21 protein-coding genes are annotated in these 26017 nt (G+C 72.7%); 13 read left to right on the top strand and 8 right to left on the bottom strand.

Features of this window, described 5'->3' with window-relative positions:
• Positions 1 to 302: 302 nt before the first annotated feature.
• On the bottom strand, positions 303 to 746 hold the full coding sequence (locus ACIQVT_RS23875; protein WP_403757424.1) for an ATP-binding protein: 444 nt from the start codon (positions 744 to 746) through the stop codon (positions 303 to 305).
• 181 nt (positions 747 to 927) lie between these two features.
• On the opposite strand from ACIQVT_RS23875, the gene ACIQVT_RS23870 reads away from it, so the two are divergent.
• The 9 genes from ACIQVT_RS23870 (at position 928) to ACIQVT_RS23830 (ending at position 10857) form a co-directional block, all read left to right on the top strand.
• Positions 928 to 1800 carry a hypothetical protein gene (locus tag ACIQVT_RS23870; RefSeq protein ID WP_403757421.1) on the top strand — a complete coding sequence of 291 codons (873 nt, stop codon included), beginning with the start codon at positions 928 to 930 and terminating at the stop codon, positions 1798 to 1800.
• Positions 1801 to 1951: 151 nt separating this feature from the next.
• Complete coding sequence (locus ACIQVT_RS23865) at positions 1952 to 2671, top strand: YcnI family protein (RefSeq protein ID WP_403757418.1); 720 nt, start codon at positions 1952 to 1954, stop codon at positions 2669 to 2671.
• 116 nt (positions 2672 to 2787) lie between these two features.
• On the top strand, positions 2788 to 3438 hold the full coding sequence (locus tag ACIQVT_RS23860) for an SCO family protein (RefSeq protein ID WP_403757415.1): 651 nt from the start codon (positions 2788 to 2790) through the stop codon (positions 3436 to 3438).
• The gene (locus ACIQVT_RS23855) at positions 3435 to 3905 is read left to right on the top strand and encodes a copper chaperone PCu(A)C (protein WP_403757412.1); all 471 of its coding nucleotides are present in this window, start codon (positions 3435 to 3437) and stop codon (positions 3903 to 3905) included. Before ACIQVT_RS23860 ends, ACIQVT_RS23855 begins: the two co-directional genes overlap by 4 nt.
• A gap of 13 nt (positions 3906 to 3918) precedes the next feature.
• Positions 3919 to 5910: a copper resistance CopC/CopD family protein gene (locus ACIQVT_RS23850; RefSeq protein WP_403757409.1), complete on the top strand. Its 1992-nt coding sequence runs from the start codon at positions 3919 to 3921 to the stop codon at positions 5908 to 5910.
• Positions 5911 to 5916: 6 nt separating this feature from the next.
• Positions 5917 to 7197: an iron uptake transporter deferrochelatase/peroxidase subunit gene (efeB, locus tag ACIQVT_RS23845; protein WP_403757406.1), complete on the top strand. Its 1281-nt coding sequence runs from the start codon at positions 5917 to 5919 to the stop codon at positions 7195 to 7197.
• A 113-nt stretch (positions 7198 to 7310) separates the two neighbouring features.
• Positions 7311 to 8243 carry a prephenate dehydratase gene (pheA, locus tag ACIQVT_RS23840; RefSeq protein ID WP_403757403.1) on the top strand — a complete coding sequence of 311 codons (933 nt, stop codon included), beginning with the start codon at positions 7311 to 7313 and terminating at the stop codon, positions 8241 to 8243.
• A 542-nt stretch (positions 8244 to 8785) separates the two neighbouring features.
• The gene (gene serS / locus ACIQVT_RS23835; protein WP_403757400.1) at positions 8786 to 10063 is read left to right on the top strand and encodes a serine--tRNA ligase; all 1278 of its coding nucleotides are present in this window, start codon (positions 8786 to 8788) and stop codon (positions 10061 to 10063) included.
• Positions 10060 to 10857: an HAD family hydrolase gene (locus tag ACIQVT_RS23830; RefSeq protein ID WP_403757397.1), complete on the top strand. Its 798-nt coding sequence runs from the start codon at positions 10060 to 10062 to the stop codon at positions 10855 to 10857. The genes serS and ACIQVT_RS23830 overlap by 4 nt, the downstream gene beginning before the upstream one ends.
• 136 nt (positions 10858 to 10993) lie before the next feature.
• On the opposite strand, the gene ACIQVT_RS23825 is transcribed toward ACIQVT_RS23830, so the two are convergent.
• The 4 genes from ACIQVT_RS23825 to ACIQVT_RS23810 are packed head-to-tail and all read right to left on the bottom strand — an operon-like array spanning position 10994 to position 14494.
• The gene (locus ACIQVT_RS23825) at positions 10994 to 11713 is read right to left on the bottom strand and encodes an ABC transporter permease subunit (protein ID WP_403757394.1); all 720 of its coding nucleotides are present in this window, start codon (positions 11711 to 11713) and stop codon (positions 10994 to 10996) included.
• Positions 11714 to 11722: 9 nt separating this feature from the next.
• Positions 11723 to 12634 carry an ABC transporter ATP-binding protein gene (locus tag ACIQVT_RS23820; RefSeq protein WP_403757391.1) on the bottom strand — a complete coding sequence of 304 codons (912 nt, stop codon included), beginning with the start codon at positions 12632 to 12634 and terminating at the stop codon, positions 11723 to 11725.
• Complete coding sequence (locus ACIQVT_RS23815; protein ID WP_403757387.1) at positions 12631 to 13539, bottom strand: ABC transporter permease; 909 nt, start codon at positions 13537 to 13539, stop codon at positions 12631 to 12633. The genes ACIQVT_RS23820 and ACIQVT_RS23815 overlap by 4 nt, the downstream gene beginning before the upstream one ends.
• Positions 13529 to 14494: an ABC transporter ATP-binding protein gene (locus ACIQVT_RS23810; protein WP_403757750.1), complete on the bottom strand. Its 966-nt coding sequence runs from the start codon at positions 14492 to 14494 to the stop codon at positions 13529 to 13531. The genes ACIQVT_RS23815 and ACIQVT_RS23810 overlap by 11 nt, the downstream gene beginning before the upstream one ends.
• A gap of 582 nt (positions 14495 to 15076) precedes the next feature.
• Between ACIQVT_RS23810 and ACIQVT_RS23805 the strand changes: the two genes are divergently transcribed.
• From ACIQVT_RS23805 to ACIQVT_RS23790, 4 genes are all read left to right on the top strand, one after another.
• On the top strand, positions 15077 to 16831 hold the full coding sequence (locus ACIQVT_RS23805; protein ID WP_403757384.1) for an SDR family oxidoreductase: 1755 nt from the start codon (positions 15077 to 15079) through the stop codon (positions 16829 to 16831).
• Between the two features lie 181 nt (positions 16832 to 17012).
• Entirely contained in the window at positions 17013 to 17561 is a 549-nt protein-coding gene (locus tag ACIQVT_RS23800; RefSeq protein ID WP_403757381.1) for an RNA 2'-phosphotransferase, read from the top strand.
• A 35-nt stretch (positions 17562 to 17596) separates the two neighbouring features.
• Positions 17597 to 18499 carry an LLM class flavin-dependent oxidoreductase gene (locus tag ACIQVT_RS23795; protein WP_403757378.1) on the top strand — a complete coding sequence of 301 codons (903 nt, stop codon included), beginning with the start codon at positions 17597 to 17599 and terminating at the stop codon, positions 18497 to 18499.
• A 79-nt stretch (positions 18500 to 18578) separates the two neighbouring features.
• Positions 18579 to 19469 carry a Cof-type HAD-IIB family hydrolase gene (locus ACIQVT_RS23790; protein WP_403757373.1) on the top strand — a complete coding sequence of 297 codons (891 nt, stop codon included), beginning with the start codon at positions 18579 to 18581 and terminating at the stop codon, positions 19467 to 19469.
• A 16-nt stretch (positions 19470 to 19485) separates the two neighbouring features.
• On the opposite strand, the gene cydD is transcribed toward ACIQVT_RS23790, so the two are convergent.
• Genes cydD through ACIQVT_RS23775 form a run of 3 tightly spaced genes read right to left on the bottom strand, consistent with a single transcriptional unit; the run spans position 19486 to position 25649 of the window.
• Entirely contained in the window at positions 19486 to 23046 is a 3561-nt protein-coding gene (gene cydD / locus ACIQVT_RS23785) for a thiol reductant ABC exporter subunit CydD (RefSeq protein WP_403757370.1), read from the bottom strand.
• 59 nt (positions 23047 to 23105) lie between these two features.
• Positions 23106 to 24125: a cytochrome d ubiquinol oxidase subunit II gene (gene cydB, locus ACIQVT_RS23780; protein ID WP_403757367.1), complete on the bottom strand. Its 1020-nt coding sequence runs from the start codon at positions 24123 to 24125 to the stop codon at positions 23106 to 23108.
• Between the two features lie 15 nt (positions 24126 to 24140).
• Positions 24141 to 25649 (bottom strand): cytochrome ubiquinol oxidase subunit I, encoded by a 1509-nt coding sequence (locus ACIQVT_RS23775; RefSeq protein ID WP_403757364.1) that lies wholly within the window; start codon positions 25647 to 25649, stop codon positions 24141 to 24143.
• Positions 25650 to 26017: the final 368 nt, after the last annotated feature.

Genomic DNA, 26017 nt, shown 5'->3' with positions numbered 1-26017 from the left:
GAGACGGACACGCGGAGGTCTCAGGCGCCCGCCGGGAGGACCGGCGTGGACGGTCGGCCACCGGTCGGGCGCGGGCTGCGGACCCGCGTCCCGGCGCCCGAGGTGGCGGAGGGGCGCCGGGCCGGACCGGAGCGCGCGCTGCGGGACGCCGTACCGGACGGGCGGCTCGCCCCCGGCCCCGGCACCCGGCCGCCCGGCGCCTCGCGGCGGAACCGGGCGTCTTCGGAGCTGGACCGACACCGGGCGCCCTCGGCGGCCGACCGGCACCGCCGGGTCCCACCACCCGCAGGGCCCGGTACGGGTCAGGCCGTGAGCAGGGAGGGGTCCCTCGTCCACTTGAGGATCTTGTCGAAGCTGACCACGGTCCCGCCGCGGCCCGGCTTGGGACCGATGTGGACGTGGTCGGCGAGCTCCCGGATGAGACACAGGCCCCGGCCGTGCTCGGCGTCCGGACGGGCGGGCCGGATGTCCTGGGTGCGGACGCAGCCGGGACCCGAGTCGGTCACCTCGATGCGGCACTTCTCGCCGTCGAGGTACGCGGTCACCCGGTACGCCTCCGAGGTGCCGGGCGCGGTGTCCCCGCCGTGCTCGACGGCGTTCGCGCAGGCCTCGCTCAGGGCGACGGACAGATCGTAGGAGATCTCGGGGTCGACACCCGCCGTCTCCATGGTGCCCATCAGCAGTCGCCGGGCGAGCGGCACGCTCGCGGCCTCGCGCCGCAGATGGAGTGACCACCAGATGCTCATGCTCCAGCCTCCCGGCCGCGGCTCGACATACGTTACGTATTGCCGCCCGTAGGCGGCCGTAAGCACCCCGTGGGCGTGACTGCGCCCATACAGCCGATGCGCCGCGGATGGAACCGGTGTATGCGGGATCGCCCGCCCTGCCGTAGGCAGCCGGCGGGCGCAGTGCGATGATGACCCCGCCATGACTGCCCCCCACCCGCGCACGGCGCGCCCCGGAGCCGGGCTCCGGATGCTGCGGGCCGCGGTGTTCGCCGCGGTCTGCGTCGCGCTGGCCGCGGCCGGGCACACCCTGGCCTCCTGCGCGAGCGTGCCGCTGTGGACGCTGGGCGCGGGGTTCCTCGGCTCCCTGCTGCTCGTGGCACCGCTCGCCGGGCGGGCCCGTTCGCTGCCGGGCATCGCCGCGCTCCTCGCCCTCGGCCAGACCGTGCTGCACACGCTGTTCGGCCTGGGCCAGCACGGCGTCACGGCGGCCTCCGGCGGGATGACGATGGCGTCGATGCCGTCGATGGTGTCGTCCGGCCCGGTGGGCTCCGCCGGTGGGGCGCTCAGCGACAACGCGCTCGTCGAGCGGGCCGCGCACCTGCTGTGCGGCTCGGCCCCGCCGTCCCTGACCCCGGGCCACGCCTTCCGGCTGCTGCTCGACGCGCGCCTCATCGACCGCGCCGGCCGACCGACGGGCGACGCGCCCGCCCTGTACCACGCGCACGACGCCACCGGTGCCGCGGCGGGGCTGCTGCCCTCGCTGCCGATGCTGCTCGGTCACGTGCTCGCGGCCCTCGCCGTCGGCTGGCTGCTGCGCCGCGGGGACCTCGCGGTGCTGCGGCTGATCGAGCTGTCGGCGCACGGAGTCGCGGAGGCAGCGCTCGTACGGTCCCTGCGCGCTGCCCTCACGCTGGTGCACGCCCTGTGCGCCGGGCTGCTCCCCGAGGCCGGGACCGCCCCGCGCGGTCGTCGTACCGACCGTGACGAGGCACCGGCCCCGCGCACCGGCGTACTCCAGCACTCGGTGATCCGGCGCGGCCCGCCCGCCGCCGCGTTCCTCCTCGCCGCCTGACGCGACCCCCGCTCCACGGACCCGGTGGCCGCCGACGCGCGGCACGCGCGCGTGCGCGCTCTCATCCCAGCGGTACGGCGGACTCGCCGGCCACGCACGCGCGTACTCCTCGCCACCACCGGATCCCATTCAGAGTGGAGTACTTCCTTCCATGAAGGCTTCTCGTATCGCCGCCGCCGCTGCCCTCGCCGGCTCGGCCGTCCTCGTCCTCTCGGCCCCCGCCTTCGCGCACGTCAGCGTGCAGCCGGAGGGCGCCGCGGCCAAGGGCGGTTACGCGGTCGTGGACTTCAAGGTCCCCAACGAGCGCGACAACGCCTCGACCACCAAGATCGAGGTCAACCTCCCGGCGGACCACCCGATCGCCTCGGTGATGCCGCAGCCGATCCCCGGCTGGAAGATCGACGTCACGAAGTCCACCCTGGCCAAGCCGCTGACCATGCACGGCGAGAAGATCGACCAGGCCGTCACCAAGGTGACCTGGACCGCCGACGGCAAGGGCATCGCGCCCGGCTACTTCCAGAAGTTCCCGCTCTCCCTGGGCGCCCTGCCCGAGGACACCGACCAGCTGGTGTTCAAGGCGGTGCAGACGTACTCCAACAAGGAGGTCGTGCGCTGGATCGAGGTCCCGCGCGAGGGCCAGGACGAGCCGGAGAACCCGGCCCCCGTCCTGGAGCTGACCGCCGCCTCCGACGACGACCACCACGCCGCCCCGGCCGCCGACGACACGGACGGCAAGGCCGAGAAGACCACGGCCGCGGACTCCGGCGGCGGCAGTGACACCACCGCCCGCGTACTCGGCGTGGCCGGCATCGTCGCCGGCGTCGCGGGCGTGGCCTACGGCGTCCTCGCCGGCCGCCGCCGCACCACCTGATCCTCTCCGCCCCGCGCGCGCCGGGCGTCGTACGGCGGGCCCGTCGGCCCCGGCCGAGGACGCCCGTCGTACGACCCCGGTGCGCGCCGGAGTTCACACATCTGGGACATTTCTCTATGCGCAAGAAGACGTTCGCCGCGGCCGCGCTGCTCGCCGCCGCCACCCTGACCCTCTCCGCCTGCGGCACCGACGACGGCAACGCGCCGGCCACCGTGGTCCAGGAAGGGTCGGACGCGGGCAAGGCCGCCACCGTTCTCGACCAGCCGTTCAAGAAGCCCGGCCTGGTCCTCACCGACACCCACGGCAAGAAGTACGACCTCCGCGAGGAGACCCACGGCCACCCGACCCTGCTCTACTTCGGCTACACCCACTGCCCCGACATCTGCCCCACGACGATGAGCAACATCGCCGTCGCCCTCAAGACGCTGCCCAAGGCCGAGCAGAACGACCTCCGCGTCGTGTTCGTCACCACCGACCCCGGCCGCGACACCCCTGCCGAGCTGGGCAAGTGGCTCAAGGGCATCGACCCCCGGTTCATCGGCCTCACCGGCGACTTCACCGCCGTCAAGGCCGGCGCGCGCTCGGTCGGCATCGCCGTGGAGCCGACGACCAAGGACAAGAACGGCAAGCTCGTCTCGGTGCACGGCACCCAGGTCATCGCCTTCTCCCCGAAGACGGACGCCGGTTACGTCCTCTACGGCGAGAACACCACGGTCGACGACTACAGCCGGGACCTGCCCAAGCTCGTCGAGGGAGCCAAGCCGTGAGGCGACGCACCGCCGCCCTGGCCGCCGGCACGCTCGCCGGCGCCCTGGCCCTCACCGGCTGCTCGGGGTCCGGTTCCGCTTCCGCACCGGACCGGGCCGAGCTGTCCGTCGACTCGGCGTACATGCCCCAGCCGGTCTCCGCCGACATGGCCGCCGGCTTCCTGACGATCACCGACAAGGGTGGCGCCGGGGACGAGCTGACCTCGGTCAGCAGCGACATCGCCGGCCAGGTGACCATGCACAGCACGCAGGGCGGTGCCATGACGGAGAAGTCGTCCTTCACGGTCCCCGCCCACGGCCGGCTCGTGTTCCGCAGCGGCGGCAACCATCTGATGTTCGAGAAGTTGCGGCGCGCGCCGAAGCAGGGCCAGACGGTCACCGTGCGGCTCACGTTCGCCCGATCGGGTCACCTCACCGTCGAGATGCCGGTGGAGCCCGCCACGTATCACCCGTCGACCGGCCACTGAGGGAGGGACCACCGTGACCCGGACCATCACCCCCCGCCTGCGGTACCTGGTGCTGCTGCTCGCCGTCACCGGCGCGCTGCTCGCGGGCGCCGGACCGGCCGCCGCGCACGCGGCCCTGACCGGCAGCGACCCCGCGCAGGGGGTGGTGGCCGACAAGGCGCCCACCCAGGTGTCGCTCACCTTCTCCGAGAAGGTGGCGATGAACGACGACTCCCTGCGCGTCCTCGACCCCAGGGGCAAGCCGGTCCAGACCGGCAGCCCCGCGAACATCAGCGGGACCACGTACGCCGTGCGCCTGCGCGGTGGCCTCGCCAAGGGCACCTACACCGTCACCTACCAGGTCGTCTCGGCGGACAGCCATCCCGTCTCCGGCGCCTACACCTTCTCCGTCGGCGCCCCCTCGCCGACCGTCGTGCAGGGCACCGGACCGACCGCGGGCGGCGGAGTCGTGGGCGCCCTGTACGCGTTCGGGCGGTACGTGTCCTACGCCGGCTTCATCGTGCTCGCCGGCGGCGCGGCCTTCGTGCTGGCCTGCTGGCAGCGCGGCGCCGGAGTGCGGGCCCTCCAGCGGCTGGTGGCCGGCGGCTGGGTGACGCTGACCGCGGCCACCCTGTGGCTGCTGCTCCTGCGCGGCTCGTACACCACCTCCGGCAAGCTCGCCGACGTCTTCGACCTGGGCCTGCTCGGCCAGGTGCTCCAGACCAAGACCGGTGCCGCGCTGGTCTCCCGGCTGCTGCTGCTCGCCGCCGCCGCGCTGTTCGTCGCCGTCCTCTTCGGCACCTACACCCGGCGCGAGGAACTGCGGGAGAAACGCGACCTGACCTTCGGGCTCGCGGTGGGCGGCGGCGTCGTCGCGGCGGGCCTGGCGTCCAGCTGGGCGATGGCCGAGCACGCCTCCACCGGTCTCCAGCCGGGCATCGCCATGCCGGTCGACGTCGTCCACCTGCTGGCCGTCGCCGCCTGGCTGGGCGGTCTCACCGCGCTGCTGGTCGCCCTGTACCGGGCGCCCGCCGAGACCCCGGTCGGCGCCACCGCCGTGCGGCGGTTCTCCCGGGTGGCCCTCGGTTCCGTCGTCGCACTCGTCGCCACCGGCGTCTACCAGTCCTGGCGGCAGCTCGGCTCCTGGTCGGCCTTCACCGACACGCGGTACGGGCAGCTCCTGCTGATCAAGATCGGCCTGGTGGCGCTGCTGGTCGCCCTCGCGGCGGCGTCCCGGCGCTGGACCGGCCGGCTCGCGGACCCGGCCGTCCGCACCGGGAAGGCCGAGAAGGCCCAGGCCAGGGAGCAGGTCACCGCCGGGACGCCCGCGGGCGGCAAGGGCGCCGACGACGGCTCGGGTGCGGGCGACGGCAAGGGCGCGGGCAACGGCAAGGGCGCCGACACAGGCACCGGGTCGGGTTCCGGCTCCGGCTCGGGTGACTCCCGGCGTGCCGCCCAGCTCGCCCGGCAGCGCGCGGCCGTCGACGCCGCCCGTCGCAAGCGGCTGCGCGACGCCGACCCGCACCGCGCCGGGCTGCGCCGCTCGGTGCTCGCCGAGACCGGTGTCGCCCTCGTCCTGCTCGCCGTCACCACCGCGCTGACCCAGACCGAGCCGGGCCGTACCGAGCTGGACGCGAAGGCCGCCACCTCCGCCGGGTCCGGCTCCGCAGCCTCCTCCACGTCCGGGGCGCTCACCCTGGACATGCCGTTCGACACCGGCGGCACCGACGGCAAGGGCGTCGTCAGCATCGACCTCGACCCCGCGCGCGTGGGCGGCAACGAGATGCACGTCTACGTCCAGCGCCCCAACGGCCGGGCCTTCGACGTCCCGGAGGTGAAGATCTCCTTCACCCTGGAGGCGAAGAAGATCGGCCCGCTGCCGGTGGCCCCCGACCACATCACCACCGGCCACTGGTCGGCGAGCGGAGTGCAGATCCCGATGGCCGGCGACTGGACCGTCGCCGTCACGGTCCGCACCTCCGACATCGACCAGACGACCGTCTCCAAGCACGCGCAGATCGGCTGAACCACCATGCCCGACCAGTCCCTCCCGCATACCCGCACCCCCCACACGCCGGTGGCCGGGCCCGTGTCGGGGGCGCGCGGTGTCTCCCGGCGCGCCCTGCTCGGCACGGCCGGGGCCACCGGGCTGGCCCTCGGGGCGGCGGGCGGTGCCGCGGGGTACGTCGCGGCACCCGCCCAGGCCGCCCCGCTGTCCTCGGTGGGCTCCGGCCGGGCGATGTTTCACGGGAAACATCAGCCCGGCATCACCGAGGGCCTCCAGGCGCGCGGCCATCTCGTCGCCTTCGACCTGACGGCGGGCGCGGGCCGCAAGGAGGCGACGGCCCTGCTGCGCCGCTGGTCGACGACGGCCGAACGGCTCATGGCGGGCGAGGCCGCCCCGCACGACGACACGGATGTGGCCCGGGACGCGGGTCCCTCCTCGCTGACCGTGACCTTCGGCTTCGGCCACAGCTTCTTCGCGCGCACCGGCCTGGAGAAGCAGCGGCCCGGCGCCCTCGACCCGCTGCCGGACTTCTCCGCCGACCACCTGGACAAGGCGCGCAGCGACGGCGACCTGTGGGTGCAGATCGGCGCGGACGACGCCCTGGTCGCCTTCCACGCCCTGCGCGCCATCCAGAAGGAGGCGGGCTCCGCCGCCCGGGTTCGGTGGCAGATGAACGGCTTCAACCGCAGTCCCGGCGCCACCGCCCACCCCATGACGGCCCGCAACCTCATGGGCCAGCTCGACGGCACCCGCAACCCCAAGCCGGCCGACACCGACTTCGAGCAGCGGATCTTCGTACCCGCGTCGGGTGAGCCCGGGTGGATGGCGAACGGCTCCTACGCCGTCGTACGCCGGATCCGGATGCTGCTGGACGACTGGGAGAAGCTCCCGCTGACGGCGCAGGAGCAGGTCATCGGGCGCCGCAAGGCCGACGGGGCGCCGCTGTCCGGGGGCGACGAGACGACCGAGATGGACCTGGAGAAGACCGACGCCCACGGCGCGTACGTCGTCCCGCTCACCGCGCACGCCCGGATCACCCGGCCCGACCGGAACGGCGGGGCGGCCATGCTCCGGCGCCCCTTCTCCTACCACGACGGCATCGACCCGGACGGCACGCCGGACGCCGGGCTGCTCTTCATCTGCTGGCAGGCCGATCCGCTGCGGGGTTTCGTCCCCGTACAGCGCAAGCTCGACCGCGGCGACGCGCTGTCGCGGTACATCCGGCACGAGGCGAGCGGCCTGTTCGCGGTGCCGGGCGGTGCGGCGAAGGGCGAGTACGTGGGGCAGCGGCTGCTGGAGGGGTGACCCGTACGCGCATCGCCGTCCGTCCGGGGGACGTTCCGGGTCGAAACCACCCGGTCGGGTGGCGAGCGTGAGACGGCCGGACCGACCGGGCGCGCGGCCATTAGGGTGAGGGCATGCCAGCGAGCTATGCCTATCTCGGCCCGGAGGGCACCTTCACGGAGGTCGCCCTGCGCACGCTTCCGGAGGCGGCCACCCGGGAGCTGATCCCGTACGTGTCGGTGCAGTCCGCGCTGGACGCGGTACGGGCCGGCGAGGCCGAGGCCGCGTTCGTGCCGATCGAGAACTCGGTCGAGGGCGGGATCACCACCACCCTGGACGAGCTGGTCGCGGGCGCCCCGCTGACGATCTACCGCGAGGTGCTGCTGTCCATCACCTTCGCGCTGCTGGTGCGGCCCGGCACCAAGTTGACGGACATCAAGACCGTCTCCGCCCACCCCGCGGCCCAGCCGCAGGTGCGCAACTGGCTGCGCGCCCACCTCCCCGAGGCGGTGTGGGAGTCGGCCGCGTCCAACGCGGACGCCGCCCGCCTGGTCCAGGAGGGCCGCTACGACGCCGCCTTCGCCGGTGAGTTCGCCGCCGCCCGGTACGGCCTCCAGGCGCTGGAGACCGGCATCCACGACGCGGAGAACGCCCAGACCCGGTTCGTGCTGGTCGGCCGCCCGGCCCGGCCCGCCGCGCCGACCGGTGCCGACAAGACCTCGGTGGTGCTGTGGCAGCGCGACGACCACCCCGGCGCCCTGCGGGACCTGCTCGGGGAGTTCGCCTCGCGCGGCATCAACCTCATGCTGCTCCAGTCCCGGCCGACCGGCGCCGGTATCGGCAACTACTGCTTCTGCGTCGACGCCGAGGGCCATATCTCCGACCGGCGGATGGCGGAGACGTTGATGGGGCTGAAGCGCATCTGTCTCCAGGTGCGTTTCCTGGGTTCCTATCCGCGCGCGGACATCACGCCGGACGCGGTCCGTCCGACCCTGCCGGGGACGTCGGACGAGGAGTTCATGGCGGCGTCGGACTGGGTCGCGCGCTGCCAGGACGGCCGGTTCTAGCAGCCGTTCCGGCCGGTCGTACCTGCATACCAACGTTATCCACAGAAGTTATCCACAGGTGCCCTTCTCGACCTGGGGACAAGTCGACAGTGAAGGCCCGGTGGGTCGACAAATCGCTGTACATCCCCCTGGCCCGGTCACCGCCCGTACGACCACCCTTCGGTCACCCGTTTGCCTCGATTCATCTTTTGGGGCGACCGTTTTCCACCCGAACGTAGGTGTCGATGGGGTTTGCCCGGGGAATTCCTCAGCCGGTCCGAGGTTTCCGGAGTGATCAATTCCGAAATCCACAGATCTTCCACACAGCCTGTGGATAACTCTTCGGAACGCCCGGCGCTCTGTGGACAACCGGATCGCCAAATCCCGTCCGTCACAAGGAAATCCGGTCAACGCGGCGGCCGGCCGGTGCCCCGTCCCAGGGAGTGGGACACTTTTCCTTGACACGTTCGGCAATAACCGCATAACGGAACGTAAGCGACGAATCCCAACACCCCGGAATAGTGATTCGTGAGCCGCGACCGCGCACCGGTAGCCTTGGCCCCGTGATTGACCTTCGCCTGCTCCGTGAGGACCCCGACCGTGTGCGCGCGTCCCAGCGCGCCCGTGGAGAGGACGTCGCGCTCGTCGACGCCCTCCTGTCTGCCGACGAGCGGCGCAGGTCATCCGGCGTCCGCTTCGACGAGCTGCGTGCCGAGCAGAAGCAGCTCGGCAAGCTGATCCCCAAGGCCTCCCCCGACGAGAAGGCCGAGCTGCTCAAGCGTGCCGAGCAGCTGAAGGCCGATGTCAGGGCCGCCGACGCCGAACGCGACGCGGCCGACACCGAGACCCAGGAGCTGCTGCTCCGGCTCGGCAACCTCGTCCACCCCGACGTGCCCGTCGGCGGCGAGGAGGACTTCGTCACGCTGGAGACCCACGGCACCATCCGTGACTTCGGCGCCGAGGGCTTCGAGCCCCGCGACCACCTGGAGCTGGGCCAGCTCCTCGGCGCGATCGACGTCGAGCGCGGCGCCAAGGTCTCCGGCTCCCGCTTCTACTTCCTCACCGGTGTCGGCGCCCTGCTGGAGCTGGCCCTGGTCAACGCGGCGATCGCGCAGGCCGCCGCGGCCGGCTTCACCCCGATGCTCACCCCGGCACTGGTCCGCCCGCAGTCCATGGCGGGCACCGGCTTCCTCGGCCAGGCCGCCCAGGACGTCTACCACCTCGACAAGGACGACCTGTACCTGGTCGGCACCTCAGAGGTCCCGCTGGCGGCCTACCACATGGACGAGATCATCGACGCCGACAAGCTGCCGCTGCGGTACGCGGGTTTCTCGCCCTGCTTCCGCCGCGAGGCCGGCTCGCACGGCAAGGACACGCGGGGCATCTTCCGCGTGCACCAGTTCGACAAGGTCGAGATGTTCTCGTACGTCGCTCCCGAGGACTCGCAGGCCGAGCACCAGCGTCTGCTGGCGTGGGAGAAGCAGTGGCTGGAGTCGCTGGAGCTGCCGTTCCGCGTGATCGACGTCGCCTCCGGTGACCTCGGCTCCTCGGCCGCCCGCAAGTACGACTGCGAGGCGTGGATCCCCACCCAGGGCAAGTACCGCGAGCTGACGTCGACCTCGGACTGCACCGAGTTCCAGTCCCGCCGCCTGTCCATCCGGCTCCGCGACGGCAAGCAGGTCAAGCCGCTCGCCACGCTCAACGGCACCCTGTGCGCCGTACCGCGCACGATCGTGGCGATCCTGGAGAACCACCAGCTGGCCGACGGCTCCGTCCGGGTCCCCGAGGTGCTGCGCCCCTACCTGGGCGGCCGCGAGGTGCTGGAGCCGGTGTCCCGGTGACCTTCCCGTACGGGCTCATCGCCACCGACCTCGACGGCACGCTGCTGCGCTCCGACGAGTCGATCTCGCGGCGCACCCGGGATGCGCTCGCCGCGGCGACCGCGGCGGGCGCCGCGCACATCGTCGTCACCGGCCGCGCGGTGCCCTGGACCCGGCACATCCTGGACGACCTCGGCTACGACGGCCTCGCCGTCTGCGGCCAGGGCGCCCAGGTGTACGACGCCGGCAGCCACCGCCTGCTGACCTCCGTCACCCTGGACCGGCAGCTGGCGGGCGTGGCCCTGGCCAAGATCGAGGCCGAGGCCGGCCCGCTGTACCTGGCGGCCAGTCGGGACGGCCTGGACGGCGAGGTGCTGGTCGGCCCGGGGTACGCGGTCACGGGCAGGCTCCCCGCGACACCGTTCACGGACGCGTCCGACCTCTGGGCCGCCCCGCTGAACAAGATCTACATACAGCATCCGACGCTGGGCGACGACGAACTGGCGGCCGTCGCCCGGCAGACGGCCGGCGGCTTCGTCTCGGTGGCCATGGCCGGGGAGGGCATCGTCGAACTGCTCCCGCTCGGCCTGTCGAAGGCCACGGGCCTGTCCCTCGCCGCCCGCCGGCTCGGCCTGAAGGCCGCCGACACGATCGCCTTCGGCGACATGCCCAACGACATCCCGATGTTCGGCTGGGCGTCCCGGGGCGTGGCCATGGCCAACGCCCACCAGGAACTGAAGGCGGTCGCCGACGAGGTGACGGCCTCCAACGAGGACGACGGCATCGCGGTCGTCCTGGAGCGGCTCCTGCCGTAGCGCTCGCGCACCCGGCCCGCGGCACCGTCACCATCACCGGGATGGACAACGGGGCCGGGGGCCGCCCCGGCCGGTCCGGGCGACCCGCCCGGACCGGGGAGCCGCCCCCGACCAACCGCCGGCGTACCGCCGCGGCCTACTCCTCGCCCGCCAGCTTCAGCGTCCGCAACTTCTGCCCGGCGTACCAGGTGGCGAGCACGGTGACCGCCACCAGCAGCACGGTGGCCGTCGTCAGGCCCACCTCGGAGGTCACCAGGTCACCGCCGGCCAGCTTGTGGGCGACGGCCAGCGACCACTGCTGGACGCTCAGCGTGCGCGCACCCGGCACCAGGGAGCCGAACAGCGCCTCCCACACCAGGGCGTAGACGAGCCCGAAGACCACCGCGTGCCGGGAGACCGTGCCCAGCAGCAGGAACAGCGCCGAGTAGGCGATGGAGGAGACCAGCGCGGCGACCGTGTAGGCGACGGCGATCTGCTGGCCGTTGCCGTTCAGGATCAGGCCGGCCACCAGGGTCGGCACCGCGGAGAAGACCATGGTGACGCCGACGGCCACGATCAGCTTGGTCAGGATGATGGTGGACCGCTTGAGCGGCTTGGACAGCAGGTAGACGACGGAGCCGTCGTCGATCTCCGGGCCGATCGCGCCCGTCCCCGCGATGACACCGATGATCGGCACCATGGTGGCGAGCGCGAAGCCGCCGAGGACGTCCGCCGCGGTCTGGTCGTCGGCCCCGGTCAGGCCACGCACGGCCACGGAGATCACGATCAGCAGCAGCGGCAGCGCGCCGAGGATGAGGGCCCGGCGGCGGCCGAGCAGGGCCCGGTAGGTGAGTCGGGCGACGGTGGGGTCATACATCAGGGCCTCCTACGCCGCGACCAGGTAAGAGAAGACGGACTCCAGGGACTCGTCGGACGGCGAGACCGTGAGCAGCCGGATGCCGTGGTCCCTGGCGACCCTCGGCAGCAGAGCGGTGAAACGGCCGAAGTCGACGGCCTGGACGCGCAACGCGCCCTCGGTCACGTCGACCTCGATGCCGGACGTCGACGGGTCGGCGATCAGCGCGGCCGCGAGGGCGCGGTCGTCACTGGAGCGCACCAGGTAGCGGTGCGGGCGGTCGGTCATCAGCCGGCGGATCCGGCGGAAGTCACCGCTGGCCGCGTGGCGTCCGGCGACGACGACCTCGATGTGCCGGGCGAGCTGCTCGACCTCCTCGAGGATGTGCGAGGAGAACAGCACCGTGCGGCCCTCGTCGCCCATCCTGCGCAGCAGCTCCATCAGCTGCATGCGCTGACGCGGGTCCATGCCGTTGAACGGCTCGTCCAGCAGGAGCAGCGAGGGGTCGTGGGCGAGGGCGCTCGCCATCTTCACGCGCTGCCGCATGCCCTTGGAGTACGTGGAGATCTTCCGGTCCTGCGCGTACTCCATCTCGACCGTGGCGAGGGCGCGCCGGGCCGCCTTGTCGCCCAGGCCGTGCAGCTCGGCGTTGGCGACGACGAACTCGCGGCCGGTGAGGAAGTCGTACATCGCCTCCCGCTCGGGGACGATGCCGATCTTGCGGTAGATGGCCTCGTTGCGCCAGACCGGCTGCCCGTCGAGGGTGACCGTGCCGGTGGAGGGGGCGAGGAAGCCGCCCATCATGTTGATGAGGGTCGACTTGCCGGCGCCGTTCGGGCCGAGCAGGCCGGTGACGCCGGGTCCGATGGTCATGGTGATGTCGTTGACGGCGACGACGTTGCCGAACCAGCGGGACACGTGGTCGATGGTGAGCGTGGTCACAGTCCCACCTTCTGGTAGCGGCGGTTCAGGATGGCGTAGCAGGCCGCGATCAGGCCCAGGGCGAGGACGACGTACACGACGCCCTCCCCGCCGGACGGCCCGACCCCGCCGGGGAAGCCGGAGCTGCCCCCGAGGAAGGCGGACTGCACGCCGTCGATGAGGGTGACCGGCGAGAAGAGCCCGATCCACGGGACGGCGCCGCCGCTGCCCTGGGAGTCGGCGATGGCCTGGAGCGTGGACACCGCTCCGTAGGAGATGGTGAGCACGGCGATGACGGCGGCGATGCCGAAGCCCCGGCGCGGGGTGAAGGCGGCGATGACCAGGCCGATGCCGGCGAAGAGCAGTGAGAGCAGGGCCACGCAGACCAGTCCCTGGGCGAATTTCTCGGTCTGATGGACGAAGCCCATCTTGGCCAGCAGCGCGCCGATGTACATCACGAGGAGCGGGGCGCCGGTGAGGACGAACAGGGCGGAGGCGAGCGCCGCGAACTTCGCACGCACGTAGTCGGCGCTCTCGATCGGCCGCGAGAAGTACAGCGGCACGGTCTTGAAGCGCAGGTCGCGGGAGACCGCCTGGGGGGCCTGCGAGGCGATGTACAGGCTGATCACGGCCTGCATGGTGATCGCGTAGCGGGTGTAGGACACCGGCAGTTCGTGCGCCTTGGTGGCGACGGCGACGGCCACCATGATGGCGGCGGGCACGCAGATCACCGCGAACAGCAGCATCGGCAGCACCTTGGACTTCGCCGACCGGCCGAGGCCGTAGGCGCCGCGCAGGGACTGCGAGTACAGCGAGCGACGGGCGTAGGCGCGGCCGAGGCGGGGGCCGTCGTAGCCGCGGTAGCCGATGTCGTGGATGCGGGACCGGTCGCCGGTGGGCGCCGCCGGGGGATGCTCAACCGCCATGGCCGACGGCCTCCGTCCGCTGTTCGTCGTTGCTGGTGAACACCTCGGAGATGTGGTGCCGGCGCTGCTCCATGCGCACCAGGCCGAGTCCGAGGTCGGCGACCACGTCCCGGACGAGGTCGTACGTCTCCTCGCCCGCGGCGGTCAGCAGCAGGATGTGCCCGGCGCCGGGCAGGCCACCCACCTCGGCGTGGGTGTCGACGCCGCGCGCGTGGAGCGCCTCGCGGACCGCGCGGGTGCCGTCGGGGTGGCTGTCGCTGTCGGTGACCTCGATCGCGAGGGTGGTCGTGGTCTGGGTGAAGTCGGTGGTGGAGCTGGAGCGCAGGAGCTTGCCGCCGTCGACGACGACGACGTGGTCGCAGGTGCGTTCCAGCTCGCCCAGCAGGTGCGAGGTGACCAGGACGGAGATGCCGAAGTCGGTGTGGATACGGCGGATCAGACCGAGCATGTCGTCGCGGCCGACCGGGTCCAGGCCGTTGGTCGGCTCATCGAGGAAGACCAGCCGCGGGTCGTGCACCAGCGCCTGGGCCAGCTTCACCCGCTGCTTCATGCCCGTGGAGTAGCCGCCGATCGGGCGGTACCGCTCCTCGTACAGGCCGACGTGGCGCAGGGTGTCCGCGGTGCGCTCACGGGCCGCGGTGGGCGGCAGGCCGGACATGCGGGCCATGTGCACGACGAACTCGGTGGCCGAGACGTCGGGCGGCAGGCAGTCGTGCTCCGGCATGTACCCGACGCGCTCGCGGATGGTGGCGCCCTTGGTGGCGACGTCGAGGCCGAGCACCTCGGCGCGGCCCTCCGTGGCGGGGGACAGACCCAGCAGGATCTTGATCAGGGTGGACTTGCCGGCGCCGTTGGCCCCGACGAGCCCGGTCACACCGGGTCCGATGTCCACGGACAGCCGGTCGAGTGCGGTCACCCGGGGGAACCGCTTGCTCAGGCTTTCGGTCGCGATCACAGTCACGTCCCCGACAGTAGTGACCCGTACCACCCCGGTCGTCAGACCTCAGAGCCGTTTCGTGTCAGACCCAGGTAGTAGGGGTTCCCCGGGGGGACCTCCCCTGGGGTGGTCCCGGGCGGCCGCCGGACGCCGGCCACGGCTCCGGGATCCCCCCTATTGACGCCACCTCTAACAACTGCGAGATTCACCGGTGTCGGGTTACCGGCGCGTACCGCGGCCGGCGCGAGGCGTCACGACGGTGAGGGGACGGGGAGGCGTGACGGCGGTGACGAGCAGCGGACTCCCCCTGGCTCCAAGGGGGTTCAGGGGCGAGCGGCATGCCGTCCGTCCCGCACATGGCCCCGGTGCGCGGGGGGTACCCGGCGCGCACCGGCCGCCCGGACCCGCCGGGCGCGGGGCCCGTGCCGAACCGGCCGACGGCCGGCCCGGAGGCACACCGCCGGCGGTGGACCGGGCCGGGCGGCGCCACCCGTCACCCCGTCCGCCGCGCGACCGCGCCGGCGGGCGGCCGGACCCCGGGGGCGGCGCCTCCCGGCTGGACGACGACCTGCCGCACGCGCGGCGCTGGGCGGAGGAGAAGTGACAGGGAAAGAGGCGCGTGAGCGCCGGGTGTCCACCGGTGGCATCGAGCTGTGCGTGGCCGAACTGGGCGACCCGCGACGGCCGACGGTCGTCCTGCTGCACGGTTACCCGGACAGCAAGGAGGTCTGGTCCCGGGTCGCGGACCGGCTCGCCGACCGGTTCCACGTCGTCCTGTACGACGTCCGGGGCCACGGCCGCTCGACGGCGCCCCGGCCGCTGCGCGGGGGCTTCACGCTCGCCAAGCTCACGGACGACTTCCTCGCCGTCCTGGACGCGGTCAGCCCGGTCCGTCCGGTGCACCTCGTCGGGCACGACTGGGGCTCGGTGCAGTCCTGGGAGTTCGTGACGGTCGGCCGCACCGAGGGCCGCATCGCCTCCTTCACCTCGATCTCCGGGCCCTCCCTCGACCACTTCGGGCACTGGATCGACGCGCGCGTGAAGCGTCCGACGCCGCGCCGGGTCGGCCAGCTCCTCGGCCAGGGCGCCCGGTCCTGGTACGTCTACCTGCTGCACACCCCGCTCCTGCCGGAACTGGCCTGGCGCGGTCCGCTCGGCAGGCGCTGGCCGAAGATCCTGGAGCGGGCCGAGCGGATCTCCGACGGCGACTACCCCACCGCCTCCCTGCCCACCGACGCGGCCCACGGCGCCTGGCTGTACCGGGACAACGTCCGCGCCCGGATGCGCCGGCCCCGCCCGGACGCGTACGCGCACGCGCCGGTGCAACTCATCACCCCGCAGGACGACGCGTTCCTCTCCGAGCGGCTCTACGACGACCTCGACCGGTGGGTGCCGCGGCTGACCCGCCGTACCCTCCCGGCCCGGCACTGGGTTCCGCGCACGCGGCCCGACCAGGTCTCGGACTGGATCGCCGACTTCGTCACCTCCGTGGAGGACGGCCGCCCCACGCCGCGGGGCACCGGCCGCCACGCCGACCGGTTCGGCGGACGGCTGGTGCTGATCACCGGTGCCGGCGGCGGCATCGGCCGGGCCACGGCGGTCGCCTTCGCGGCGGCCGGCGCGCGGGTGATCGCCGTCGACCGGGACGCCGACGCCGCGGCCCGCACCGCCGAACTGTCCCGGCTGGCCGGCGCGCCCGACGCCCGGGCCGAGTTCGCGGACGTCTCCGACGAGCGGAGCATGGAGAAGCTCGCCGAGCGGGTCCACCGCGAGTACGGCGTGCCGGACGTGCTGGTCAACAACGCGGGCATCGGTCTGTCGGGCTCCTTCCTCACCACCACGGCCGACGACTGGCGCGAGGTCCTGGACGTCAACCTGTGGGGGGTGATCCACGGCTGCCGGCTCTTCGGCGCGCGCATGGCCGAGCGCGGCCAGGGCGGCCACATCGTCAACATCGCGTCCGCCGCGGCGTACCAGCCCTCCCGTGTCCTGCCCGCCTACAGCACCTCCAAGGCGGCGGTGCTGATGCTCTCCGAGTGCCTGCGCGCCGAACTGGCCTCCCGGGACATCGGCGTCACCGCGATCTGCCCCGGCATCGTCAACACCGGCATCACCTCCACGGCCCGCTTCACCGGTGTCGACGAGGCCGAGGAACGGCGCCGCCGGCAGCGGTCCGCCCGCCTGTACGGCCTGCGCAACTACCCGCCGGAGAAGGTCGCCGCGGCCGTCCTGGACGCGGTGGCGCACAACCGCGCCGTGGTTCCGGTGACACCGGAGGCCCGGGCCGCGCGTCTGCTGTCCCGCTACCTGCCGGGCGCGCTGCGCCGACTCGCCCGGGTGGAACCCAGACTGTGACCCGGGGGCGGGCGCGGTCGCGGCCCGCCCCCGGCTGACGATGTCCGCGAAGCCGCCCGGTCCGCCCACCACTTGTCCACACCTTCGCCGATTCTCCTGTGGATAACCTCACTTCGCTGTGGAACAAACCCGCCGGGAAAAAGAACCTGCGTGATCCACGTCTCTCCCGCACGCTGGCCCCATGGACGAACGACGCACCGTGCAGGTGTCCAAGTACCTCTCCAGACACCTGCGCCACCAGCCCGAGCGGATCGGGATCACGCCGGACCCGGGCGGCTGGGTGGAGATCGACACCCTGATCGCGGCGGCCACCGCACACGGGTTCCGGTTCACCCGCGAGGAGCTGGACCACGTCGTCGCCACGAACGACAAGCGGCGCTTCGTGACGCGGGACGGCAGGATCCGCGCCAGCCAGGGCCACACCATCGAGGTCGATCTCGGCCTGCCGCCGGCCACCCCTCCGCCGCACCTCTACCACGGGACGGTGGGCGGCAGCCTGGACGCCATCCGCGCGGAGGGCCTCAGGCCCATGCGGCGGCACGACGTCCACCTCTCCGCCGACCGGGAGACCGCCGGCCGGGTCGGCGCCCGCCGGGGCCGCCCCGTGGTGCTCACCGTCGATTCCGGCGCCATGCACCGCGACGGCCACGTCTTCCACGTCAGCGCCAACGGAGTCTGGCTGACGGCGGCCGTACCCCCGCGCTACCTGCGCTTCCCGGACCCGCGCTGAGCAGCGGCTCGCCCGGGGCGCATAGTCTCGGACCCATGAGTCTGCGACTGAGCACCGTGATCCTGCCGTACCGCCGCTGGAGCGAAGGCGGCCGTGCGTCCTGGGTACGGGCCGAGCAGCTCGGCTTCCACACGGCGTACACCTACGACCACCTGACCTGGCGCAGCTTCCGCGACGGCCCCTGGTTCGGCGCGGTCCCGACCCTCACCGCGGCCGCGGCGGCCACCGACCGGCTGCGCCTCGGCACGCTCGTCACCTCGCCGAACTTCCGGCACCCGGTCACGCTGGCCAAGGAACTCGTCACCCTCGACGACATCTCCGGCGGCCGGATCACCCTGGGCATCGGCGCGGGCGGCACCGGCTTCGACGCGACCGCACTCGGCCAGGAGTCGTGGAGCCCGCGGGAGCGCGCCGACCGGTTCGCCGAGTTCGTGCCGCTCCTCGACCGCCTGCTCAGCGAGGACACCGTGACGCACGACGGCCGGTTCTACTCGGCGCACGAGGCCCGGAACGCCCCCGGCTGTGTGCAGCGCCCCCGCCTGCCGTTCGCCGTGGCGGCCACCGGGCCCCGCGGCCTGAAGCTCGCCGCGCGGCACGGCCAGGCCTGGGTGACGACGGGCGACCCCAAGCTCTTCGAGACCGGCACCCCGGAGCAGTCCGTCGACGCGCTGCGCGGGCAGATCGGCAGGCTGTCCGAGGCCTGCGAGGCCGCCGGGCGGGACGCGGCCGACCTGGACAAGGTCCTGCTGACCGGCTTCACCCCGGACCGCGGCCGGCCACTGGAGTCGCTGGACGCGTTCGTGGACTTCGCCGGGCGCCACCAGGCCCTGGGCTTCACCGAGATCGTGATCCACCAGCCCATCCCGGACTCCGACTTCGCCGCGGACGAGAAGGTCTTCGAGCGGATCGCCACCGAAGCCCCGGCCCAGCTGGCCTGAGCCGCGCCGGGGCCGTCCGAGCCCGCCGAGCGTCATCTGCGTCTCATCTGTGCGCACTTCCGCACGACCGTGCGGGCATATGCGCGAGAATGACCGGGTGACCTCAGCGACCAGACAGCCCGGGACCCCGTCCGCCGCCCTCCGGCCGCGGCTGATCGCCACCGACCTCGACGGCACCCTGCTGCGCGACGACAAGTCGGTCTCCCCGCGGACCGTCGCCGCGCTGGCCGCCGCCGAGGCGGCCGGCATCGAGGTCTTCTTCGTCACCGGCCGGCCGGCCCGCTGGATGGACGTGGTCAGCGACCACGTCCACGGCCACGGCCTGGCGATCTGCGGCAACGGCGCCGCCGTGGTCGACCTGCACGGCGGCCCCGGCACCCACCGGTTCGTCAAGGTCCGCGAGCTGCGCCGGGAGAACGCCCTGACCGCCGTGCGGCTGCTGCGCGAGGCGGCACCCGGCACGGTGTTCGCCGTGGAGCAGACCTACGGCTTCCACCAGGAGCCGGACTACCCCAAGCTCCACATGGAGATCCCCGACAACCTCCGGCCCGCCGAGGAGCTGCTCGCGCCCGACGGCCCGGACGCCGACCAGCCCGTCCTGAAGATCCTCGCCTACCACCCGTCGCTCGACCCCGACGCCTTCCTCACCCTGGCCCGGCTCGCCGTCGGTGAGCACGCCAACGTCACCCGCTCCAGCCCCAGCGCCCTGCTGGAGCTCAGCGGCCCCGAGGTGTCCAAGGCCAGCACCCTCGCCCTGTGCTGCGCCGAGCGCGGCATCTCCCACGAGGAGGTCGTGGCCTTCGGCGACATGCCCAACGACGTGGAGATGCTCACCTGGGCCGGACAGTCGTACGCGATGGGCAACGCCCACCCGGACGTCATCGCCGCCGCGTCGGGCCGTACGGTCGCCAACAACGACGACGGGGTCGCGGTGGTGATCGAGGACCTGCTCGCGCGGCACACCCCGTAGCCCCACAGGCCGGCCCCTACCCCGGGCCGCCGGCCATCGCGGCCGGGGCCCCCAGCAGGGTCTCCGCCTCCGCCTCCCGCCGGGCCAGCTCGCGCAGCGGTCCCTCCTCGGCGACCAGCCGTGCGTACGGTCCCCGCTGCACCACCCGGCCCCCGTCGAGCACGAGCACCTCGTCGACCGCGTCCAGCCCCGCCAGCCGGTGGGTGATCAGCAGGGTCGTACGGCCCCGCGTGGCGGCCAGCAGATCGGCGGTCAACGCGTCCGCGGTCGGCAGATCCAGGTGTTCGGCGGGCTCGTCGAGCACCAGGACGGGGAAGTCCGCCAGCAGCGCGCGGGCCAGCGCCAACCGCTGCCGCTGACCGCCGGACAGCCGCGCCCCGTGCTCGCCGACCAGCGTGTCCAGGCCGTCGGGCAGTGAGTCCACCCAGTCGAGCAGCCGGGCTTGGGCCAGCGCCTCGCGCAGCCCGGCCTCGGTGGCATCCTTCCTGGCCAGCAGCAGGTTCTCGCGCACCGAGCTGTCGAAGAGGTGGGCGTCCTGGGCGCACAGCCCGACGAGCCGCCGTACGTCGTCACCGGCGAGCGCGCGGGCGTCCGCACCGGCGAGCGTGTACGACCCCGCCTCCGGGTCGAGGAACCGCAGCAGCACCTGGGCGAGGGTCGACTTGCCGGCACCGGACGCGCCGACCACCGCCACCCGGTGCCCCCGCTCCAGCCTCAGGTCGAGTCCGCTCAACGCCTCCCGCCGCTGTCCCGCGTACCGGGCGGTCAGCCCCTTGACGACCAGCGGGAACGGCGAGGCGGGCGCCTGCCGGGGTGATTCGGGCTCGCGCACGGGCGCGGGGGCGTCCAGCACCTCGTACACGCGTTCCGCGCTGCGCTCGACCCGCTGCCGGTGACGCACGGCGAGCGGCAGTCCGAGGACGGCCTCGAACGCGGCCAGCGGGGTCAGGACGACCACGGCCATGGCCACGCCACCGAGCCGGCCGGCCGCCACCGCCTGGGCCCCGAGCAGCGCGGTGGCCGTGACGGTCAGCCCGGAGACCAGCGCGGTCAGTCCGTCGCCGAGACCGGTGACGGCGGCGGCGCGGGCGGCGATCCGGGTGAGGACGGTGTCGGCCCGCCGGGCCGCGGCCGTACGGCCGGGCAGCGCGCCGGCGACGGTCAGCTCCGCGGTGCCGGTGAGGAGGTCGGTCACCCGCGTCGCGAGCACTCCCCGGGCCGGCGCCAGCCGGCGCTCGGTGCGCCGGGCCACCCGCGCGGTCAGCAACGGCACACCGACGCCGGCCGCGAGCAGGCCCCCCGCGAGCGCGGCGCCGGCCCCGGGCAGCAGCCATGCCGTGAAGCCGACGGAGGCCACGGAGACCGCGACGGCGACCCCGGCGGGCAGCAGCCAGCGCAGCCAGTAGTCCTGGAACGCGTCGACGTCCGCGACCAGCCGGGTGAGCAGGTCACCGCGGCGCACGCGGCGCAGTCCGGCGGGCGCGAGGCGTTCGAGACGCCGGTGGACCGCGACCCGGGTGTCGGCCAGCATCCGCAGGACGGCGTCGTGCGACACGAGCCGCTCGGCGTACCGGAAGACGGCCCGCCCGATCCCGAACGCGCGCGTCGCGGTCACGGCCACCATCAGGTACAGCACCGGCGGCTGCTGCGAGGCCCGCGAGATGAGCCACCCGGAAGTCGCCATCAGTCCCACGGCGCTGCCGACGGCCAGGCTCCCGAGCAGCCAGGCGAGCCCCATCCGCCCACGCCAGGCCCCACCGCCCCGCAACACGCGCCCGAGGACCCCCCGTCCTCCCGCCCCGCCGGCCACGGCTCCGGCCGGCGCGCCCGCCGGGTCGCCGGGCCCGGCCGCCCCGGGACCGTCCGCCGGCTCGCCGGGCGGTCCGGCGGCCGGCGACGGGCGGAGCCCGCCGGAGGCGTCGATGCCCGCCGGGAGCGTCGCCGGCTCGGCGTCGCCCAGCCGGACCACCCGGTCAGCCACCTCCAGCAGCGCCGGCCGGTGCACCACCAGCACCACGGTCCGCCCCGCGGCGAGCCGGCGCACCGCGGCGACGACCTCCCGCTCCGTCACTCCGTCGAGCGCGGCCGTCGGCTCGTCCAGCAGCAGCACGGGACGGTCCGCGAGGAACGCGCGCGCCAACGCCAACCGCTGTCGCTGCCCCGCCGACAGCCCCGCCCCGTCCTCCCCCAGCACGGTGTCCACCCCGTCGGGCAGCGCCGCCACGAACTCCCACGCCCCCGCGTCCCGCAGCGCCCGCCGTACGGCGGTGTCGTCCGCGCCGGGCCGGGCGAGCCGTACGTTCTCCGCGATGGTCCCGGCGTACAGGTGCGGTCGCTGCGGCACCCAGGCGATCCGCGACCGCCACTCCGCGAGGTCCAGCCCGGCGAGATCGGCGCCCCCGATCCGCACCCGCCCCTCACTGGGCCGCACGAACCCCAGCGCGACGCTGAGCAGCGTCGACTTGCCCGCTCCGCTCGGCCCGACCAGGGCGACGGTCTCCCCGGGCTCGACGGTGAAGGACACCCCGGTCACGGCGGCCTCGGAACGGCCGGGGTAGCGCACGGTGACGTCCTCGAAGGCCACCGCCCCCGTGGGTACCGCGCCGGTACCGGGCTCCGGCACCGGCGTCTCCAGCACGGAGAAGATCTCCTCCGCAGCGGCGAGTCCCTCCGCCGCCGCGTGGTACTGCGCGCCCACCTGCCGCAGTGGCAGATACGCCTCGGGCGCCAGCACCAGGATCACCAGCCCGACGTACAGATCCATCTCACCGTGGACCAGCCGCATGCCGATCGTCACGGCGACCAGCGCGACGGAGAGCGTGGCGAGCAGTTCGAGGGCGAACGAGGAGAGGAACGCGATCCGCAGCGTTCGCAGCGTGGCCTGCCGGTACTCCCCGGTGATCCGCCGGATGGAAACGGCCTGTGCCTTGGCCCGGCCGAACACCTTCAGCGTGGGCAACCCCGCCACCACGTCCAGGAAGTGTCCGGACAGCCGGGACAGCGACCGCCACTGCTGGTCCATCCGGGACTGGGTCGCCCAGCCGATCAGCATCATGAAGAGCGGGATCAGCGGCAGGGTGCCGACGATGATCGCCGCCGACACCCAGTCCTCGGTGACGATCCGCGCGAGCACCGCCACGGGCACGACCACCGCGAGCCCCAACTGCGGGAGGTAGCGCGAGAAGTAGTCGTCCAGGGCGTCGACCCCACGCGTGGCCAGGGTGACGAGCGAACCGGTCCGCTGTCCGCTCAGCCATCCGGGTCCGAGCGCCGCCGCCCGGTCCAGGAGCCTGCCCCGCAACTCCGACTTCACGGCCGCGCTCGCCCGGTGGGAGGCGAGTTCGGTGAGCCACGCCACCACCGCCCGCCCCACGGTGACGGCCGCCAGCAGCGACAGGGGAGTGGCGAGGGCGGTCGCCGGCTTTCCGTGCTGGAACGCTCCGACGACGATCTCGGCGACGAGCATCGCCTGGGCGATGACCAGCCCCGCACCGACGGCGCCCAGGGCGACGATCGCCGCGAGGAAGAACCGGGTGGCGCGGGCGTACCGCAGCAGACGTGGATCGATCGGTTTCACGTGAAACAGGCCCTTCGGTCCTGAGGGTGTGTTTCACGTGAAACACACCCTCGGTGGACTCAGTGCGCGGTGCCGACGACCTGGTCGACCGCGATGTGCTGCGTGCCGATCCGCTTGCGGAACACCCAGTAGGTCCAGCTCTGGTAGAGCAGGACCAGCGGTGTGGCGATCGCCGCGCACCACGTCATGATCTTCAGCGTGTACGGGCTCGACGAGGCGTTGGTGACCGTCAGGCTCCAATCGCTGTCGAGGGTGGACGGCATGACGTTCGGGAAGAGCGACAGGAAGAGCATCGCCACGGTGGCCACGATGGTCACCCCCGACAGCGCGAACGCCCATCCCTCGCGGCCCAGCCCGTTGGCCACGAGGGCGGCCACCAAGGCGGCCACCGCCACGATCAGGGCCACCAGGCTCGCGCCGTCACCGGTGTCGGCCTGTGTCCACAGCAGGAACGCCAGCGCCACGACGGCGGTGACGACTCCGACCCACCGGGCCAGCCTGCGGGCCCGTACCCGGATGTCACCGACGGTCTTGAGCGCGGTGAACACCGCCCCGTGGAAGGTGAACAGGGTGAGCGTCACCAGGCCACCGAGCAGGGCATGGGGGTTGAGCAGATCCCAGACGCTGCCGACGTACTCGAAGTTCCGGTCGATCCGTACACCCCCGACGATGTTCCCGAAGGCGACGCCCCACAGGAACGCCGGGAGCAGCGAGGTCCAGAAGATCGCCGTCTCCCAGTTGCGCTGCCAGTCCTCCTCCGGGCGCTTGGCCCGGTACTCGAAGGCGACGCCGCGGACGATCAGGCAGACCAGGATCAGGAGCAGGGGCAGGTAGAAGCCGGAGAAGAGGGTGGCGTACCACTCCGGGAACGCGGCGAAGGTCGCGCCGCCCGCGGTGAGCAACCACACCTCGTTACCGTCCCAGACGGGACCGATGGTGTTGATGAGCACCCGGCGCTCGGCCCGGTCCCGGGCCAGCAGCTTGGTGAGGATGCCGACCCCGAAGTCGAAGCCCTCCAGAAAGAAGTAGCCGGTCCACAGGACGGCGATCAGGACGAACCAGACGTCGTGAAGTTCCATGACTGTTCCCTCGGCCTAGTACGAGAAGGCCATCGGCCGGTCGGCGTCACGGGTGTCGCCGCCGATCTTCGTGGGCGGGTTGAGGTCGGCCTCGGTCAGCTCGGGCGGGCCGGCCTTGACGTACTTCGCGAGCAGCTTCACCTCGACGACCGCGAGGATCGCGTACAGCGCGGTGAAGACGGCCATCGACAGGAGGACCTCACCCTGCGAGACACCGGGGGAGACCGCCTGGCGGGTCTGGAGGACGCCGTAGACGGCCCACGGCTGGCGGCCCATCTCGGTGAAGATCCAACCCCAGGAGTTGGCGATCAGCGGGAAGGCCAGGGTCCACACCGCGATGCGCCAGTACCAAGGGGTGAGCTTCGCGCTCAGGGCCTTGTTCCGGAACAGCACCAGGTGGGGCACCTCGTCGTCGCCGACCCTGAGGTGCTGGGCCAGCAGGAACTTCTTGCGCGTCAGCCAGAGCCCGGCCAGTCCGACACCGAAGGAGGCCATACCGAAGCCGATCATCCAGCGGAAACCCCAGAAGGCGACCGGGATGTTGGGCCGGTAGTCGCCGGGCCCGAACTTCTGCTGTTCGGCCTTGTTGACGTCGTTGATGCCGGGGACGTACGAGGAGAAGTTGTCGTCGGCGAGGAAGGACAGCAGGCCGGGTATCTCCACGGCCACCGTGTTGTGGCCCTTGTCCACGTCACCGTAGGCGAAGACCGAGAACGGGGCCGGCTGCCGGCCGTCCCACAGCGCCTCGGCGGCGGCCATCTTCATCGGCTGCTGCTTGAACATGACCTTGCCGAGCACGTCACCGCTGACCGAGGTGAGCAGACCGGCGATGACGACGGTGATCAGCCCCAACCGCAGCGAGGTCTTCATCTCGCGGATGTGCTTCTTGCGGGCCAGGTGGTAGGCGGAGATCCCCACCATGAAGGCGCCACCGGTGAGGAAGGCGGCGGACAGGGTGTGGAAGGCCTGGCTGAGGGCGGTGTTCTGGGTCAGTACGGCCCAGAAGTCGGTCAGCTCAGCCCGCCCCTTCGCCTTGTCGATCCGATAGCCGACGGGGTGCTGCATCCAGGAGTTGGCCGCGAGGATGAAGTACGCCGAGAGCACCGTGCCGATCGAGACCATCCAGATGCACGCCAGGTGGATCCTCTTCGGCAGCTTGTCCCAGCCGAAGATCCACAGGCCGATGAAGGTGGACTCGAAGAAGAAGGCGATCAGCGCCTCGAAGGCCAGCGGGGCACCGAAGATGTCACCGACGAACCGCGAGTAGTCCGACCAGTTCATGCCGAACTGGAACTCCTGCACGATGCCGGTGACCACGCCCATCGCGATGTTGATCAGGAAGAGCTTGCCCCAGAACTTCGTCGCCCGGAGGTACTTCTCCTTCTCCGTGCGCACCCAGGCCGTCTGGAGCCCGGCCGTCAGGGCGGCCAGGGAGATCGTCAGCGGAACGAACAGGAAGTGGTAGACGGTGGTGATGCCGAACTGCCAGCGCGCCAGTGTCTCCGGCGCCAGAGCCAGGTCCACGTCGTCACTCTCCTTACTACGCCGTGGTACAGCGGCGATCTGCCCCGGTTGCTCTCGCACATATCGGAGCAATCGGGACGCGCTTGTGAACGCGTTCACATTCACAAGCCATTATGACGCACTGATTTTCGGTTGTTGAAGGGGGGTACCTTCTGCGCCGTCGCGCCAGGCCCGCGGCAGCGCCTTCGACGTCCCGGGACCCGGGCGCGGGCGTCTTCCGGACGGACGCCACACGCCCGTCCCGCCCTACGACCCATGCCGGTCCAGGCCGGCCGGGCCGCCCCGCGGAGTGAGTCGGGGACGTGCCGCCGCGCCGCGCGACGCGCTCGGCGGCGTGGACGGGGACGCCGGCGTACCGACGCGCGCAC

Source organism: Streptomyces sp. NPDC100445 (genome assembly GCF_044759735.1).
Taxonomy (GTDB): domain Bacteria; phylum Actinomycetota; class Actinomycetes; order Streptomycetales; family Streptomycetaceae; genus Streptomyces.
Note: the sequence above shows the minus strand (reverse complement) of the source record. Positions and strands in the feature narration are given on the sequence as shown.

Bases quoted from the DNA above. Each gene is read 5' to 3' on its own strand.
- ACIQVT_RS23875 (WP_403757424.1), bottom strand. From the start codon at position 746: ATGAGCATCTGGTGGTCACTCCATCTGCGGCGCGAGGCCGCGAGCGTG.
- ACIQVT_RS23870 (WP_403757421.1), top strand. From the start codon at position 928: ATGACTGCCCCCCACCCGCGCACGGCGCGCCCCGGAGCCGGGCTCCGG.
- ACIQVT_RS23865 (WP_403757418.1), top strand. From the start codon at position 1,952: ATGAAGGCTTCTCGTATCGCCGCCGCCGCTGCCCTCGCCGGCTCGGCC.
- ACIQVT_RS23860 (WP_403757415.1), top strand. From the start codon at position 2,788: ATGCGCAAGAAGACGTTCGCCGCGGCCGCGCTGCTCGCCGCCGCCACC.
- efeB (WP_403757406.1), top strand. From the start codon at position 5,917: ATGCCCGACCAGTCCCTCCCGCATACCCGCACCCCCCACACGCCGGTG.
- pheA (WP_403757403.1), top strand. From the start codon at position 7,311: ATGCCAGCGAGCTATGCCTATCTCGGCCCGGAGGGCACCTTCACGGAG.
- ACIQVT_RS23825 (WP_403757394.1), bottom strand. From the start codon at position 11,713: ATGTATGACCCCACCGTCGCCCGACTCACCTACCGGGCCCTGCTCGGC.
- ACIQVT_RS23815 (WP_403757387.1), bottom strand. From the start codon at position 13,539: ATGGCGGTTGAGCATCCCCCGGCGGCGCCCACCGGCGACCGGTCCCGC.
- ACIQVT_RS23800 (WP_403757381.1), top strand. From the start codon at position 17,013: ATGGACGAACGACGCACCGTGCAGGTGTCCAAGTACCTCTCCAGACAC.
- ACIQVT_RS23795 (WP_403757378.1), top strand. From the start codon at position 17,597: ATGAGTCTGCGACTGAGCACCGTGATCCTGCCGTACCGCCGCTGGAGC.
- ACIQVT_RS23790 (WP_403757373.1), top strand. From the start codon at position 18,579: ATGCGCGAGAATGACCGGGTGACCTCAGCGACCAGACAGCCCGGGACC.
- cydB (WP_403757367.1), bottom strand. From the start codon at position 24,125: ATGGAACTTCACGACGTCTGGTTCGTCCTGATCGCCGTCCTGTGGACC.